Annotated in this window: 14 protein-coding genes; 4 read left to right on the top strand and 10 right to left on the bottom strand. The window is 58.8% G+C overall.

Features of this window, described 5'->3' with window-relative positions:
• Positions 1–4 precede the first annotated feature (4 nt).
• The 6 genes from CCOY_RS01270 to CCOY_RS01245 all read right to left on the bottom strand — a co-directional run bounded on the left by CCOY_RS01270 (position 5) and on the right by CCOY_RS01245 (position 5,978).
• A complete protein-coding gene (locus tag CCOY_RS01270; protein ID WP_092101322.1) occupies positions 5–619 on the bottom strand; it encodes a hypothetical protein in 615 nt (204 codons plus the stop codon).
• Positions 612–1,613 (bottom strand): porphobilinogen synthase, encoded by a 1,002-nt coding sequence (hemB, locus tag CCOY_RS01265; RefSeq protein ID WP_425284111.1) that lies wholly within the window; start codon positions 1,611–1,613, stop codon positions 612–614. Before hemB ends, CCOY_RS01270 begins: the two co-directional genes overlap by 8 nt.
• Positions 1,614–1,655: 42 nt before the next feature.
• The gene (locus CCOY_RS01260; RefSeq protein WP_070482066.1) at positions 1,656–3,356 is read right to left on the bottom strand and encodes a bifunctional uroporphyrinogen-III C-methyltransferase/uroporphyrinogen-III synthase; all 1,701 of its coding nucleotides are present in this window, start codon (positions 3,354–3,356) and stop codon (positions 1,656–1,658) included.
• Between the two features lie 132 nt (positions 3,357–3,488).
• The gene (gene hemC / locus CCOY_RS01255) at positions 3,489–4,370 is read right to left on the bottom strand and encodes a hydroxymethylbilane synthase (RefSeq protein ID WP_092101318.1); all 882 of its coding nucleotides are present in this window, start codon (positions 4,368–4,370) and stop codon (positions 3,489–3,491) included.
• Positions 4,371–5,696: a glutamyl-tRNA reductase gene (locus tag CCOY_RS01250; RefSeq protein WP_092101316.1), complete on the bottom strand. Its 1,326-nt coding sequence runs from the start codon at positions 5,694–5,696 to the stop codon at positions 4,371–4,373.
• A 45-nt stretch (positions 5,697–5,741) separates the two neighbouring features.
• Positions 5,742–5,978, bottom strand: coding sequence for a glutaredoxin family protein (locus tag CCOY_RS01245; protein ID WP_070772414.1), 237 nt, complete (start codon positions 5,976–5,978; stop codon positions 5,742–5,744).
• An 85-nt stretch (positions 5,979–6,063) separates the two neighbouring features.
• Here CCOY_RS01245 and CCOY_RS01240 point away from each other — a divergent pair, with 85 nt between their 5' ends.
• Both CCOY_RS01240 and CCOY_RS01235 read left to right on the top strand, forming a co-directional pair.
• Positions 6,064–7,098, top strand: a complete 1,035-nt coding sequence (locus tag CCOY_RS01240) for an HAD family hydrolase (RefSeq protein ID WP_092101314.1) — start codon at positions 6,064–6,066, stop codon at positions 7,096–7,098.
• Complete coding sequence (locus tag CCOY_RS01235) at positions 7,091–7,597, top strand: GNAT family N-acetyltransferase (protein WP_070482060.1); 507 nt, start codon at positions 7,091–7,093, stop codon at positions 7,595–7,597. The genes CCOY_RS01240 and CCOY_RS01235 overlap by 8 nt, the downstream gene beginning before the upstream one ends.
• Positions 7,598–7,682: 85 nt before the next feature.
• On the opposite strand, the gene CCOY_RS01230 is transcribed toward CCOY_RS01235, so the two are convergent.
• From CCOY_RS01230 to CCOY_RS01220, 3 genes are read right to left on the bottom strand one after another with little or no spacing between them, the layout of a single operon-like run.
• Positions 7,683–9,257 carry a tripartite tricarboxylate transporter permease gene (locus CCOY_RS01230; protein WP_092101312.1) on the bottom strand — a complete coding sequence of 525 codons (1,575 nt, stop codon included), beginning with the start codon at positions 9,255–9,257 and terminating at the stop codon, positions 7,683–7,685.
• Positions 9,257–9,898, bottom strand: a complete 642-nt coding sequence (locus tag CCOY_RS01225; protein WP_092101310.1) for a tripartite tricarboxylate transporter TctB family protein — start codon at positions 9,896–9,898, stop codon at positions 9,257–9,259. Before CCOY_RS01225 ends, CCOY_RS01230 begins: the two co-directional genes overlap by 1 nt.
• 2 nt (positions 9,899–9,900) lie before the next feature.
• Positions 9,901–10,881 carry a Bug family tripartite tricarboxylate transporter substrate binding protein gene (locus CCOY_RS01220; RefSeq protein WP_070839242.1) on the bottom strand — a complete coding sequence of 327 codons (981 nt, stop codon included), beginning with the start codon at positions 10,879–10,881 and terminating at the stop codon, positions 9,901–9,903.
• Between the two features lie 205 nt (positions 10,882–11,086).
• On the opposite strand from CCOY_RS01220, the gene tcuA reads away from it, so the two are divergent.
• Together tcuA and CCOY_RS01210 are read left to right on the top strand one after the other, a co-directional pair.
• On the top strand, positions 11,087–12,574 hold the full coding sequence (gene tcuA, locus CCOY_RS01215) for an FAD-dependent tricarballylate dehydrogenase TcuA (RefSeq protein ID WP_092101308.1): 1,488 nt from the start codon (positions 11,087–11,089) through the stop codon (positions 12,572–12,574).
• 68 nt (positions 12,575–12,642) lie between these two features.
• Positions 12,643–13,287 carry a GntR family transcriptional regulator gene (locus CCOY_RS01210; RefSeq protein WP_070839255.1) on the top strand — a complete coding sequence of 215 codons (645 nt, stop codon included), beginning with the start codon at positions 12,643–12,645 and terminating at the stop codon, positions 13,285–13,287.
• Positions 13,288–13,323: 36 nt separating this feature from the next.
• On the opposite strand, the gene CCOY_RS01205 is transcribed toward CCOY_RS01210, so the two are convergent.
• Positions 13,324–13,791, bottom strand: a complete 468-nt coding sequence (locus tag CCOY_RS01205) for an ASCH domain-containing protein (RefSeq protein WP_092101306.1) — start codon at positions 13,789–13,791, stop codon at positions 13,324–13,326.
• Positions 13,792–13,832: the final 41 nt, after the last annotated feature.

Raw genomic sequence — 13,832 nt, 5'->3', positions numbered from 1 at the left:
GGACCTACTGTTCCTTCTCTGTCTTGGCTGCGTCTTTCTTCGACGCATCCTTCTTGGGCGCTACCCAGTTCACGGCGTCTTTGTCCGTGGAGTAGATGATGCCCAGAATGCCGGCCACACCCAGAATGATTTGGACGACACCGTCGATGCCGTAGAACACCACCGGTATGGCGGTGGAGGCGGGCTGCATCATGAACAGCGTGATCATGCGGAGGGCGAAGAACACCCCGAAGATCTGCAGCAGCCGGTACGCGTTGCCAGCCTGGGAGCTTTTGTTCCGCACGGCGCGCAGCGCGAACACGAACAACAGCAGCACACCCAACTGGATGAGTGTCATGAGGATCAGGGATCCGTAGACGCCCATGTTGACTAGGCCGTCCGAGATTTCCTCGCCACGCTGCTTAGCTTGTTGCTTGGCGGCGTCCCGCAGCGCGGACGGGTCGACGAACGCGAATACGACGGAGAGAATCTGGTGGATTAACTCGCCTGCGATCATCACTGCCCAGCACCGCAGCATCAACTGCACGGCCTCCGGCGGGCCGCCCGGCGTCTTCTTGTCCACGGCGCTGGCGTCGACGTGGCTGGGACTCTTCGGGTTGAGTGGCGGGAGGCTAACCATTGAGCTGCTTTGCTGCTTCGATGGCGTAGTAGGTCAGAATCTGGTCCGCACCAGCGCGTTTAATGGATACCAGCGACTCCATCATGGTCTCTTCGAAGTCGATCCAACCGTTCACGCCTGCTGCCTTGAGCATCGCGTACTCGCCGGATACCTGGTAGGCCGCCACCGGCACTGGTGACATTTCTGCCACCTTGGCCAGCACGTCAAGGTACGGCAAGGCCGGCTTGACCATGACAATATCTGCGCCTTCGGCGATGTCCAGTTCGGTCTCCAGAAGGGACTCGCGCACGTTTGCGGGATCCTGCTGGTAGGTGCGGCGATCGCCCTTCAGCGACGAGCCGACAGCATCGCGGAACGGACCAAAGAACTTGGAGGCATACTTCGCGGAGTACGCCATGATGATGACGTCCTCAAAGCCCTCGCGGTCGAGTGCCTTACGGATCTCGCCGATCTGGCCGTCCATCATGCCGGACGGGCTGACCATGTGCGCGCCAGCGCGCGCCTGGGACAGGGCGAGGTCGCAGTAGATTTCAACCGTCTTGTCGTTGTCCACGATTTCGTTGCCGTGTGCACCGGTACGCAGCACACCACAGTGGCCGTGATCGGTGAACTCATCAAGGCACGTATCGGAGATGATGACCAGGTCGTCGCCGAATTCGTCGCGAAGCGCCTTGATCCCGCGGTTCAAAATGCCATCTTCCGAAACACCGATGGAGCCTGTGGCGTCCTTATCCGCTTCAAGCGGCACACCAAACAGGTCGATCGCCCGCACACCAGCCTCAAGCGCCTCGTGGCAAATTGCCTTCAGGGAATCCTCGGTGTGCTGGTACACCCCCGGCATGGAGGCAATCTCGCGCGGCGCATCAAGGCCGTCTGCGATAAACAGCGGGAGGATGAAGTCGGCCGGGTGCAGCCTCGTCTCCGCCGTCAGGGTGCGCAATGCGGGGTTCTGCCGCAAGCGCCGTGGTCGTCGGGTGAGCTCAAAATCTGCCATGCGCCACATCTTAGAACGTCACCCGACACGACCCCAGCCGTGCTAGTTGCTCGCTGCCGACTTCCGGCGCTTCTTGCGCGGCGGCGGCAACTGCCCAGCCGCACGCAGGCCAGCAACGTGCTCTGCCAAGGCGTCAATGAGCGACGGGATATCGGCGACCTCCGGGACGACGTCCACACGCAAGCCCTGCTCGCGGGCTTCTGTCTCAGTCACCGGGCCAATGCAGGCGATGATGGTGCGCGCGTGCGGCTTGCCGGCAATACCCACAAGGTTCTTCACCGTCGACGGGGAGGTGAAGCACACGGCGTCGAACCCGCCGGTCTTGATCATGTCGCGCGTCTCCGGCGGTGGCGGAGCAGCACGCACGGTGCGGTAGGCGACAACATCGTCGACCTCCCACCCCTTGGCCTCCAGGCCATCGACCAGGACGTCGGAGCCCAGGTCCGCGCGTGGCAGCAGCACGCGGCCAACCGGGTCAATGTCCTCGACGTACTCCGGGAAGATCTCCGCCAGACCAGCAGCGTTCTGCTTCGTGCGGTGCGGGATCAACTCCGGGTACATACCACGGGCACGCAGTGCATCAGCGGTCTTCTGCCCCACCGCACCCAGGTGCACGCCGGCAAACGAGCGGGCGTCCAGACCAAGCTCCTCGAACTTGTCCCACACCGCATCAACGGCATTAACAGAGGTAAACAGCACCCAGCGGTAACGGCCTTCCACGATGCCCTTGATCGCACGGTCCATCTGCGCAGGGTTGCGTGGCGGCTCAAGCGAAATCGTTGGTACCGACTGCGGGATTGCCCCGTACTGCGTCAGCCGTGCGTTCATCGGTCCGGCCTGCTCCTTGGCACGCGGCACAAGCACTCGCCAGCCATACAACGGCCGGTTTTCCCACCAGGAGTACTTCGAGCGGTCGTCCGCAACAGTGCCAAGCGTAACGACGAGCGCACCCGACAGATCCGCATCCAACTTGCCCACCGTCTGCAACGTGGCATCAAACGTGCGCTGCAGACGCGTCGTTCCGTTCGTCGTAATCGTCACCGGAGTGGCGCCTTGGAAACCGCGCTCCATAAGCGCTTCTGCCATCTCCGCGAGGTGCTCCTGGGTGGCCTGGAACACCAACGGTTGCGGCGCAGACGCCAACTGATCCCAGTCCACCGGACCGTTGGTCAGGTCAGCCTCGGTATAGGTCGAACCCAGTGCAATACCAGCGAAGGACGGCACCGTCGACGGCAAGGACATGCCCGGCACCACGTGGAACTCCAGGCCAGCGTCTGCAACGGCGGAGATCTCCTCCATCACAGCATCACGGGTCAGCGGGTTGCCGGCGACCAGACGGATCACGTCACCGTCGCCTGCCTCGCCGTCCTCGATGGACTTCGCTGCCGCCTCGAGCGCCTCGCGCAGCTTCGGCACAATGCCCTCGCCTGCCAGGTCGCACTCCTGGAGCTCCGCCGCCGTCGGATCTTCCGGCTTCGGCGGCTTACGGCGCGCACCCGCCGCCTTCGCGTCGGCGCACATCTGCTCGTAGACGGCTTTCGCCTCGTCGAGCTTGGCCTGTGGCACTGGCAATGCTGAGCCAACGAAGTTTCTGACCCCCGCCGACACTTCCGGATCGACGAGTGCGATAGCGTTAGCTTCCATCACCTCGCGGGCACGGACCGTGAGCAGTTCAGGGTTGCCCGGTCCGGCACCCACGAAGATCACCTTCCCCGGCTGGGGGGTGTGAGAGGGCAATGTCATAGAGGAATCTCTTCTAGGCACAAATAACATCCCCCACGCAGACGGATCCACTTAAGCGACCCGTTGCGCGGAGGGGTGTGAACGTATGGTATTTACACCATAAAAGGGATATGCCCCAGAACAAAACCACCGCTACTTCATAACGTCAGCGGCACCGCGTTCAAGCAACGCCTCAGCAGTGCGTCGACCGATCTCTTCCGGGTCCGTACCCTGGACATTTTCCACGAGGGAACGGGACCCATCCAGCGCAAACACGCCGGCACGCAGCTCGATGCCGTTCTCCGTCGCACGCGCGGTTGCCGCCACCGGCGCGGTGCAGCCGGCCTCGAGTACGGCAAGTACGGTGCGCTCGGCGCGGGCCTCGACGGTTGCGGTGTCGTCGATAAGTTTCGCGATTGCTTCGCGGCCAGCCGCATCGTCGACACGGCACTCGACCGCAAGCGCACCCTGGGCGGGCGCCGGGATGAACTCGTGTGGGTCGAAGATCTGGGTCGCCCGGTCGCCGTAGCCACCACGCACCAAGCCTGCGTACGCAAGCATGATCGCGTCCAACTCTCCAGATTCGACGTAGCCCATGCGGCGCTCAATGTTGCCACGCAACGGACGAATGTCCAGGTCCGGACGCATCGCGCGCAGCTGGGAAATACGACGAGGTGCCGATGTGCCCACGCGGGCACCTTCCGGCAGCTCCGCCAGCGTCAGCCCATCGCGGGCGATGAGCGCCTCGCGGTTGTCCTCACGCTTGGGCACGATGAGGTAGGAACGCGGCTCGTACGCCGTGGGCAAGTCCTTAAACGAGTGGACCGCAACGTCCACCTCGCCATTGAACAGCGCGTCGCGCAGCGCGGAGGTGAACACGCCGACGCCAATGCGCTCCACCGGCGCCTGCGACAGGTCGCCCGGGGTGACCACGATCTTTAACTCAGCTGGGTGACCAACGGCGCCGAGGTCGTCGCGGACATGGCCCGCCTGTGTCGTCGCCAAGTGCGAACCACGAGTACCAATCTTCAACATTTACTTCTCCTTACCGCGCAGTTCCTCAGGCAGCGGGAGACGCTGCGCCTCCACCGACACCGCCGGCTGATCCAGCCCGAACAGTTCGGTCACTACCTCTTCCACACTCACTGTCTCCTGCGCCGCCGCAAGTTCCTTAATCTTCACCGTCGGCGCGTGCAGCAGCTTGTCCACGACCCTACGGACCGTGCGCTCAACCTGCTCAAAATCTTCCTCAGACATATCCGGAAGCCGGGTGCGAAGTTTCTGCAGCTCCTGGCCAGAGATCTCCGCAGCGTTTCTGCGAAGCCTCGTCACCGCCGGGGCCACCCCACGCACCCGCTGCTCGGAGGAAAACAGTTTCACTTCCTCGTCGATAATCGCCTCTGCCTCACGCAGCGCGCGCGAATCCTCGTTGGTCGTGTTACGCATCTGCTCGTGCAGGTATTCAATGTTGACCAGGTGCACGCCGTCGATGTCAGTGACCGCGTCGTCGATATCGCGCGGCAACGACAGGTCCGCCAGCATCACCGGACCCGCAATGTCCTCCGGCGTAATGGTGAAGCCGTCAGCCGCCGTCGCGGACACCACAATGTCCACTCCACCCATCGCGTGCGAGCGGTCTTCAAAATCCACAACCTCCGCCGGCACGCCCGCCTCGCGGGAATGTCCAGCAAGGCGCTCGGCGCGGTCGCGCGTGCGGTTGGCAATCACCAACCCGTCAATGCCGCGCTTGCTCAAGTGCGTCGCTGCCAGCGAACTCATCGCGCCAGCCCCCAACACCAGAGCTTTCTTCCCCTTAAAGTCTTCAATCCTCATCAGCCCCATCGCCTCATCCAAGGCGGCGGTAACCATGGACGCGCCCGAGTCGTCGATAGTGGTCTCAGTGTGCACACGCTTACCGGTATGCAGCGCCATCTGCGCCAACGAATGCAGATTCGGCCCCACCGTGCCACGCTCCGCCGCATCCACATACGCCGTACGCACCTGGCCGATGATCTGCTGCTCCCCCACAACCATCGAATCCAACCCCGACGCCACAGTAAACATGTGCTCCGCAGCAGCATCCGCGTACCGCACGTACAGGTAGCGACGCAGCTCCTCGATGCCCACCCCAGACACCTTCGTCAGCACCGTCAACACGTCCTCCACACCAGCGTGGAACGCGTTGGCCACCGCGTACACCTCGAGACGGTTGCAGGTGGAGATAATCATCGCCTCGGACAACGAAGGCCGCTCAACAAGAGCCGCGGACGTCCCCTCCTGCAGCTCCGTATCCATGCTGAGACGTTCTAGTAGGGACACAGGTGCAGACCTATGCGACATCCCCACGACAAGAACACTCACAAAACCCTCCAGTCCGCGTTGGAAATCAAACTAAAGGATAGCCCCTTACGCGAGGAGCGCCGCCTCAAGGTCTGCGTTGTCCACTTCCCAGCAGGCAAACTCCTCGCCGTCAATCACGACAACCGGCACGCGATCGCCGTATTCGGCAGCGTTGTCGGGGTCCAGGTCGACGTCGACAAGCACTAGCTCCGCGCCACACTTCTCCACCACCGGAGCAATCTGCGCCGCCACCCGCTCGCACGAACCGCACGTGGACCGCACCATCAACTCCACCGTCTTCATCCGAACTCCTCTACATCGTGTCTGCGGCGCTCGCCGTTGTACGATTGCTCACGCTAACACCGCCACCGAAAGAGTCACGATCGCCATGTCAGAACAGCGGGAATTCCTCGCACAATGGTCAGTCTCTCAAGGAAACCTCCGCCGCTTCCTTGAGGACCTTGCACTGCCCCCGCTTGACGACGACGCCCAGCGCACCGCCGGCCAAGCCGCCGCCGCTGCCGCCGTTGAAGAAACCTTTGGCATCAACATCCAAGACTTCGCCCTCGGCGTCGACTCTGTCGGCGGCGCCTTCAAAACCGCGGGCCGCCAAAAAATCACCCAGCCGGACCCCGAAATTCCCCAGGACCTCGAGGCGGCGGCATTCTTCGACATCGACAACACCCTCATCCAGGGCTCGTCGCTAATCCTGCTCGCCCAAGGCCTGTTCAAGAAACGCTTCATCACCTTGCGCGAACTCGCCCCGGCCCTGTGGAAGCAGATCCGGTTTCGCGTCTCCGGCTCCGAAAACGCCGACGACATCGCCGAAGGCCGCGAACAGGCCCTTGCTGTGGTCAAAGGCAAACGTGTCGAGGAACTCAAGGAAGCCTGCCAGGAGATCGTCGACAAGCAGATGCTGAACAAGTCCTACTCGGACGTCATCGAACTGGCCTCCATGCACATCGCCGCCGGCCAGCAAGTCTGGCTCGTCTCCGCCACCCCGGTCCAGATCGGCCAGGCCCTGGCGGAGACCCTCGGGTTCACCGGCGCTTTGGGCACCGTGGCGGAAGAAGAGGACGGCAAGTTCACCGGCCGCCTCGTCGGCGACATCCTCCACGGCCCCGGTAAGAAGCACGCCGTGGCCGCGCTGGCAGCACTGCAGCAGCTCGATTTGAAGCAGTGCACCGCCTACTCCGACAGCATCAACGACCTGCCAATGCTGGAGATGGTCGGCTCCCCCGTTGCCGTCAATCCGGACCGCGCGCTGCGTCGCCACGCAAAAGCCCAAGGCTGGGCCGTCCGCGACTACCGCTCCGTTCGCCGCGCCGTGCGCCTGTCCGCCCTGCCAGTATTGGGCGCTGCGGGAGCGTTCTCGCTGTGGCGCCTGTGGAACAAGCGGCAGGAAAGGACTCACCATGCCTGATGCGTTTGCCCTGCGCACCCCGCGGCTTGAGTTGTCGGTGCCGACAGATGCGGATATCGACGCCATCTTTGCCATCCACTCAGATCCCCGCACGTACGAGCATCGCCCCGAGCTGACAATGAAGACCCGCGATGAGGCTGTCGAGCTTGCGCGCTCGTGGCAGAACAATTGGGCTGAGCAGCAGTTGGGCTACTACACGGTGCGCACCCTCGACGGCGCGACCATCGGCTTTACCGGGGTACGGCACAGCGAGGAAGCCGGCGAAGAAGTCCTGAACCTCTACTACCGTTTCGCACCAGAATCGCAAGGCCAGGGCTACGCCAAAGAAGCCGCGGCCGCTGCGATTGCCAGCGCCCGCGAGCGCTTCCCGTCGCTCCCCGTCATCGCCATCATCGACCCTGTGAATGAGGCATCGATTGGCCTAGCTTTGAGGCTCGGACTTGCGTATGTTCCCGGAGCGGGCGTCCCCGGCGACTACGAGGTGTACCGGCTTTCCTAGCTGAAATAACAGCCCTGCTCACGTCGGAATGACGTCAGCAGGGCGTTGAACGACAAAACAATGCCAGTAAACACCGGCAATTGCCTTATCCAGTGAGTGATGATGCCTCTTCGCGTTGGCTCGTGCTCAGAGAGCTTTTTTCTTCACTTTCAGCTCTTTTATCCCCTCGTAGGTGGCGAAGGTGCTGGACAACAGTTACTGCAATTGCACCAACCAGCACGATGTAGATTCCGATCGTGATCGGTGACGAGAACAGAATTGAAGGATCGCCTTCGGAGACAGCAAGTGCACGACGGAGCTCGGTCTCTGCCAGTGGCCCCAGGATGACGCCGATAAGCAGTGGCGCAATGGGCATTTGATACCGGCGCATGAGGAACCCCAAGAAACCAAGAGCGAAGAGAAGGAAAAGGTCAAAGGTGGAGGAAGAGATCGCGTAAACACCCAGCATCGCGACGATAACAATGCCTGCGTACAGGTAGTGATTGGGAATGTAGAGCAACCGAGCCCACATCGGCGCCAAGAAAAGGTTCAACGCAAGGAGCACAAAGAGGGCGATAAACAACGAAGCCAGAAGAGTCCACACCAGGTCACCGGACCGCTCAAAGAGCAAAGGCCCTGGCTGCATTCCATACTGCTGGAAAGCAGCCAGCATGATGGCGGCCGTCGCAGAAGTAGGTAGGCCCAGAGCCAGCAACGTTCCCATTGCGGTTCCCGCAGTTGCGTTACCTGCGGCCTCTGGTGCTGCAAGCCCTCGGATTGAGCCAGTGGTACCAAAATCCGTATCACCGGTGTGCTTCGCTATGCGCTTCTCCGTACCGTAAGCCAAGAATGTCGGCACCTCAGCACCGCCCGCCGGGATCATTCCAAACGGCGCACCGAATAGAGTGCCGCGGACCCAAGCCGGCAGGGCCTTCTTAAAGTCCTTACCTGAAAGCTTGGCGATGCCACCAGTTGAGAGCTTGTGCGCTTCTGGGTCCTTGCGGATCCTGGATGCGATATGGAAAACCTCTCCTAACGCCAGCAAACCGACCGTAATTACAACGATATCGATGCCGTCGAATAGCCCAGGCTGGTCGAACGTAAACCGGGACGACCCGGACGGCCCATCGATACCAACAAGTGACAGCGCGACACCGATTGCGAGCGCTCCGAGTCCCCTAATCACAGACTCTGACACCACGGAAGAGATTGCTACGAAAGCAAACACGGCAAGTGCAAAGTACTCCGCCGGCCCGAACTGCGTTGCCATCTTCACCAAGTACGGCGACATGAATACAACGATGATGGTCGAAAACAGACCACCGATGAAAGCGCCGATAGCTGCCGTCGCAAGTGCCTTAGCCGCTTGACCGTTTTTGGCCATTCGGTGACCTTCGAAAGTTGATGCAATTGCTGACGACTGACCCGGCGTGTTCAAAAGAATTCCTGCGGTGGAATCACCGAACAGCCCGCCGAAATAAACACCCGCAAACATAATGAATGCTGCTGTGGGGTCGAGGGCAAAGGTGATCGGCAACAGCAAGGCCACTGCCATAGAGGAGCCGAGTCCCGGCAAAACACCTACTGCTGTACCGAGCACCGCACCGATAAATACAAATAGAAGGTTGTAGGGCGTGATAGCGGACAAGAAGCCCTCAAACAGAAGTCCTAACTGATCCATCAGATGCCTCCAAAAAATCCGGTCGGTAGATTCAGCCCCATCAGAGCGCCAAAAATCAGTTGAATAACGGATGCCACGATGAGCGAAACCCAAATATCAAAAACTGGTCGCTCTGACCCCAGGAAATGCGCTACCAGCCAGAACAATGCAGCAGCGGCTATCACCCAACCCAAATAGGGAAGCGCGATAATGAATGCCAGAACCGATACGAGGACCGCACCGAGCGTCTTCCAGTCAGAATTCACAATCGGTCGAGCCTTTGAATCTGCCGGAATGTCAGCCTTTTCTTTCCAGCTGCGCCGATTCAACAGTTCCTCGTGCAACATGGAATCTTCGCTGTACTTCATGCCAGCAAGATCGTGAAGCATGTCGATAGACATCTCGTAGATGTCCGAGTTATCTACGGAGTCAGCACCTTTTTCAACTTCTGGCCGTCGAACAATGTCAAAAGCTAAGGCTGCTGCGAATATGGCAGTCAAGATTCCCAACAGCATGGGAGTAAATTGAGGTCCCGGCTTGCTTTCGGAAAGCACTTCCATCGTCAAGGATCCCCAGATCAGGATCCCAGCCACGACTGCCAGAATGGCAACCATGACAAATTCGCTTCTCCCGCGCAGCACCGACTTTTCGCTACTTTTCATTTCTACAATCCCAACTGTTCGATAAGTACCTTCGTGCGGGCTGTCTCTTCATCGATGTAACGATCAAGCTCCTCGCCGGTCATGTAGGCGTCGGTCCAACTGTTACGGTGAACCGCCTCTTGCCAAGCTTCACTTCGATGCAGTTCATCAACGATCTCTCGCAGTTCTTCCTCTGCTTCTGCAGGAATGCCGGGAGGTGCCAGGAACCCTCTCCAGTTGGACATCTCTACGTTGATGCCTTGCTCCTTGAAGGTGGGCAGATCAGGCGCCGTCTCAATTCGCTCACCAGATGAAATAGCAAGCGCCCTCAGGGTTCCAGCCTCGACCTGGTCGGCGATTTCGTTATAGCCAGAGATGCCGATATCGGTCGTATGGCTCAACAGCGAGTTCAACGCCTCCCCACCCCCTGAATACGCAATGTAGTTAGCGTCTTTTGGATTGATTCCAATTTCCCCGGCGATGGCCCCGGTCAACAAATGATCAATTGACCCAAGCGACCCTCCCGATATCGAGAATCCTTTCGGATCGGCCTTCCATGCAGTAACAACGTCATCGAGCGTTTCATATTCAGAATCTGCAGGCACCACCAAAGCTGAGTAGTCATCCGACAGACGAGCAAGCGGCACTACATCCTTAAGCGTCGCTCCACTCCCCTTTAGCTCGATGGCGCCGATCATGACACCACCCGTAGTCATGATTGTTGATTCTTCCCCCTGCATTTGCACAAACTGCGAAAGCCCGATCGTCCCACCGGCGCCGGGAATGTTCACGACTTTTGCGTTATTAACAATGCTGTCTGCACGCAAAACCTGTTGGGCTTCCCTAGAAAAACCATCCCAGCCTCCACCAACCGCTGCCGGAGCGATGATGGTTAAATTCGCACGAGCCTCCCCCGTACTCGCACTGTTAGCCGACTGATAGATAGCTGCTCCCGATAAACCAATAGCAACGGCTGCGGTCACAACTTGCAACGCTTTAACCATGGCGCCTCCTTTCGTTGCGAACATCTACATGACATTGTTCTGCAACACTTACAACCACTAAATGTGAACTGTGTCATGTTTCCAATCTTTCTACACTAAAAACATTCTGAACATAAGGGGTTGATTACTGTTTCTAGTTGTGCTTAGTTTGTTTTATTCTCAGTACATTGAGATGCAGCACACTTTCAATGCCGAAAGGACACTTATGTCAGACAACATTTCAACAGCGCGCCAGGACATCGATGCAGACGTCATCGTGATCGGAGGCGGAAACGCCGGGTTCAGTGCCGCCCATGCTGCTGCAGAACGCGGACGCAAAGTCATCCTTCTCGAACGCGGCGAAGGTGACAGAGCAGGCGGAAATTCCTACTTCACCGCCGGAGCAACCCGAATCGCTCACGGTGGGTTGGAAGACCTTAAGGATCTCGTTGAGTTTGACGAAAGGCACGAAAATACCGTCGTGCCTCCCTATTCGGCAGATGAGTACCGTGCTGACCTGGAGCGTGTCACCGAAGGTCGGACAGATGCTCGTATGGCAGAGATCCTGGTCAATGAATCTGCCGATGCCCTTCGCTGGCTCAAGTCCTTGGGATTGAAGTACCGCTTGATGTATGAGCGTCAGGCGTACAAACGTCCAGATGGTTCATACCTCTTCTGGGGCGGCCTGCATGTTGGAAATGTAGACGGTGGCGTAGGCCTCATCGCTGACCACACACGCGTTGCTCAGGAAAACGGCGTTGATATTCGATACGGGGTGCGCGCGCTAGACCTTCTCCTTGAAGACGGAAAGGTATGCGGGGTCATCGCAGAAAAGGATGGTCAGCAGTTCACGCTCCGCGCCGAATCCACAGTGATTGCCTCGGGCGGTTTTGAGGCCTCCCCCGAAATGCGTGCTGAGTACCTGGGTGAGCGCTGGGCGAACGCTAGGGTCCGTGGCACCCTATACAACGTTGGCGACATGCTCCGCGCTGCTCTGAAGATCGGTGCCGCGAAGGGCGGAGACTGGGAGACATGCCACTCAGTTCAATGGGATGCAAACCCCGAGATCAACGAATCCAATATCGAACTCACCAACCGCTTGACCCGTCAGTCGTACTTCTTGGGCCTGCTCATCAACAATGAGGGCAAGCGCTTCCTCGACGAAGGAGCGGATTTCCGAAACTACACCTACGCAAAGTACGGAAAAGTAATCCTTGAGCAGCCCGACTCAATCGCTTATCAGATCTTTGATGCTGATCTCCGCCCAACGCTTCGCACCGAAGAGTACGACATGCCAGGAATCTCCGAGGTGAAGGCAGATTCTCTGGAAGAGCTCGCAAAGCAGATTGGTGTAGACCCAGACACATTCGTTGCGACGATTAACGACTTCAACGCGAACGTCAACGATGCAGAGTTTGATCCCACAGTCAAAGATGGAAAGGCGTCCTCTGTAACTCCGCCGAAATCCAACTGGGCAACGCCTATCGATAAGGCACCGTTCTATGCCTACCCGGTTACTTGTGGCATCACTTTCACCTTTGGCGGTCTGAAGGGCGACGACAACGGGAGAGTTCTCAATGAATCTGGCGAGATCATTCCAGGACTGTTTGCTTGCGGCGAAGCTCTCGGCGGACTGTTCTCCACGAACTACCCTGGTGGATCTGGACTTGCAGCGGGATGCGTCTTTGGTCGCCGTGCAGGTAGTGTTGCATAAATAGCGGAACACTGGTGTACAAACTAGCCCGGCCCTTCGGCCGGGCAATTTTTACGGAGGCTCTCAAAATGCGCGATGACATATTCACCCAACTTCGCAACGAGATATTGAATGGCACGCTTCTGCCCGGCACTCAACTGAAAGAAGTCCAGCTGGCTAACCGCTTTGGCGTTTCTCGTACACCGGTCAGAGATGCACTTTCCCGTTTAGAAGACTTGGGGTTGGCAGAACGCGTTAATCGAGGTCTCGAAGTGCGCGGTTTGGATCCAGAACAAGTTATCCAAGTCTACGACATGCGGATCTTGCTCGAAGTCGAAGCGTCCGGCCAAGCTGCTCAGAATCGGAACCTGAACGATATCCTCACGCTTGAAGCACTCCTGGAAAGAGATAGGAGCTTAGAAAATCCGACGGATGCCGAGCTCATCCAAACCAACCTGGAATTTCACCGTGCAGTCTGGAAAGCGACCCAAAATCCTGTTCTTATCGATCTACTAGAGCGCCTCATGACCCATTTGGTTCACGCTCCTACATCCACGCTTAGCGTCGACGATCGACAAAACGAGGCCCTGAATGAGCACGCTAAACTCATAGAAGCAATTAGCGATCGCAATACTGCGGCCGCTCGAGATATTGCCAAGCAGCACTTCAGCACAGCGCGCGAAATCCGGATGAACCTACTCCGAAAAGCTGCTCTACGAGATGCCACTCAGTAGAGGTTCACAACCCTAAGATCCCAGATCCCGGACTGCTCATACCAACGAGTCCCATGGCTCTATCGGCCTGATCGGGTACCGCTCATCAACGGTAAAGCGTTGGCACACCACCTGCGTGTCGTCGTCGATATCAAGCTCCCCGATGTATTCCACAAATTCTGGCGAGCGCCAATAACGTTCATGCCCGGCACGCCATTCGCCGGCATCCGTGTAGCCCTCCCCCTCGGCGATGGCATGCTCGTCGCTCACGTCCGCCAACCGGTAAATCTGAACCTCAGTCGTGCGGATGACGCACACCACGTTGTCATGTGAGTCAAGGACGGCCTCGAGGGCACCCACTTCCTCATGCGGCTGATAGTCGTTGGGGTATTCAGCCAGCAAGGATGCTGTCGCAGTTTTCGTGCCGTCCAGGATGGCGTTGACAAGAGCGTCACGGAGCGGGCCTGGAAAGGCGAACTCGCCACGAGGCAACTCCGAAATGGGCTCTAAAGCATCCCGATTCATACGTTCATATTAGGCAGCGAGACTCACCGTCCTTGGTATCG

The sequence above is a fragment of the Corynebacterium coyleae genome (assembly GCF_030408635.1).
In the GTDB taxonomy this organism is placed as follows: domain Bacteria; phylum Actinomycetota; class Actinomycetes; order Mycobacteriales; family Mycobacteriaceae; genus Corynebacterium; species Corynebacterium coyleae.
Note: the sequence above shows the minus strand (reverse complement) of the source record. Positions and strands in the feature narration are given on the sequence as shown.

Bases quoted from the DNA above. Each gene is read 5' to 3' on its own strand.
- tcuA (WP_092101308.1), top strand. From the start codon at position 11,087: ATGTCAGACAACATTTCAACAGCGCGCCAGGACATCGATGCAGACGTC.
- CCOY_RS01210 (WP_070839255.1), top strand. From the start codon at position 12,643: ATGCGCGATGACATATTCACCCAACTTCGCAACGAGATATTGAATGGC.
- CCOY_RS01220 (WP_070839242.1), bottom strand. From the start codon at position 10,881: ATGGTTAAAGCGTTGCAAGTTGTGACCGCAGCCGTTGCTATTGGTTTA.
- CCOY_RS01245 (WP_070772414.1), bottom strand. From the start codon at position 5,978: ATGAAGACGGTGGAGTTGATGGTGCGGTCCACGTGCGGTTCGTGCGAG.
- CCOY_RS01230 (WP_092101312.1), bottom strand. From the start codon at position 9,257: ATGGATCAGTTAGGACTTCTGTTTGAGGGCTTCTTGTCCGCTATCACG.
- CCOY_RS01205 (WP_092101306.1), bottom strand. From the start codon at position 13,791: ATGAATCGGGATGCTTTAGAGCCCATTTCGGAGTTGCCTCGTGGCGAG.
- CCOY_RS01235 (WP_070482060.1), top strand. From the start codon at position 7,091: ATGCCTGATGCGTTTGCCCTGCGCACCCCGCGGCTTGAGTTGTCGGTG.
- CCOY_RS01270 (WP_092101322.1), bottom strand. From the start codon at position 619: ATGGTTAGCCTCCCGCCACTCAACCCGAAGAGTCCCAGCCACGTCGAC.
- hemB (WP_425284111.1), bottom strand. From the start codon at position 1,613: ATGGCAGATTTTGAGCTCACCCGACGACCACGGCGCTTGCGGCAGAAC.
- CCOY_RS01225 (WP_092101310.1), bottom strand. From the start codon at position 9,898: ATGAAAAGTAGCGAAAAGTCGGTGCTGCGCGGGAGAAGCGAATTTGTC.
- hemC (WP_092101318.1), bottom strand. From the start codon at position 4,370: ATGTTGAAGATTGGTACTCGTGGTTCGCACTTGGCGACGACACAGGCG.
- CCOY_RS01240 (WP_092101314.1), top strand. From the start codon at position 6,064: ATGTCAGAACAGCGGGAATTCCTCGCACAATGGTCAGTCTCTCAAGGA.
- CCOY_RS01260 (WP_070482066.1), bottom strand. From the start codon at position 3,356: ATGACATTGCCCTCTCACACCCCCCAGCCGGGGAAGGTGATCTTCGTG.